Origin of the sequence: Microcoleus sp. A6-C6 (assembly GCF_036705955.1) — a bacterium.
Lineage (GTDB): Bacteria > Cyanobacteriota > Cyanobacteriia > Cyanobacteriales > Microcoleaceae > Microcoleus.
The window spans coordinates 74642-75651 of sequence record NZ_JAUBVR010000028.1 but is presented as its reverse complement, the minus strand read 5'-3'; the positions used below and the strand labels follow the sequence as shown (position 1 = coordinate 75651).

The 1010-nt window shown below is 42.5% G+C and carries 1 protein-coding gene; it reads left to right on the top strand.

The window, feature by feature from the left end:
- Positions 1-202: 202 nt before the first annotated feature.
- Positions 203-1010, top strand: an 808-nt coding sequence (locus QUB52_RS13760) for a tetratricopeptide repeat protein (protein WP_332973402.1), incomplete at its 3' end; no start/stop codon positions are given.

The following is a 1010-nucleotide window of genomic DNA, read 5'->3' as shown; positions in this document are numbered from 1 at the left end:
TATCCTTTCTCTTCGCTGTGCTTATCTCAACGGTCAACTTTCAATTTGATGTATTTGCCAAAGTGAGATGCACCCTAAGAAACCGGGTTTTTACGATTTTTACCAACAATAACGAACAATATCAAAAAAACCCGGTTTCTGGCCACCGAACCCATCTAAATCATGATAAAATAAATTCTGGTGTTATTCACAACTCCCCACAATGGACGAAACCCGCGCCCAAGCTTATCTGCAACTAATTCACACCCTGCTGGATTGCCCCAACGGAGACGAACCGCAGATATTACAGGATAACTCCGAATTATTGGATCGCGGATTTCTGGAAGCTTGCGAGTTAGTAGCAGAAAACTTGGCACAGCAAGGAGGTGACAATGGCGCTAACTTCCTGCGAAATCTGGCCAGTCAGCTAGCACAATTCATCGAGTCAAACGATGATCCAGAAAGTGAAAATCCCCAAGAATATGCAAACTTTATCCTAGAATTATTGCAAGCAGAAGGAGATAGCAATAGCGATATTAAAGTAATTTACCCCATGCTGGCCGAGCGGCAACATCTCCTCAATGCCCGTTTTGCCCACATTTTACCCCAAGTAGCTCAGAATTTAATTGCCGAACACCCAGACGCAATTGAGTTCATTGTTGCCATGATTGAAAATTTGAGTATTCATATTAATCAATTCCCCCGCGGCAATAGATCGAAAAACATTGAAATTGCCATTACTGGTTATCAAATAGTTTTAAATAATCGGGAACCGGGTAGCGAAAAATACGCTCAAACTCAAAATAACCTAGCTGTTACGTACAGTGACAGAATCAACGGTTCGCGGGCGGATAATTTAGAAAAGGCGATCGAGTTTTATCAAGCTGCTTTAACTGTTCGTACCCTTGAGGATTTCCCCGAAAAATGGGCAGAAACGCAAAATAACCTAGCTGCTGCCTACAGTGACAGAATCAACGGTTCGCGGGCGGATAATTTAGAAAAGGCGATCGAGTTTTATGAAGCTGCTTTAA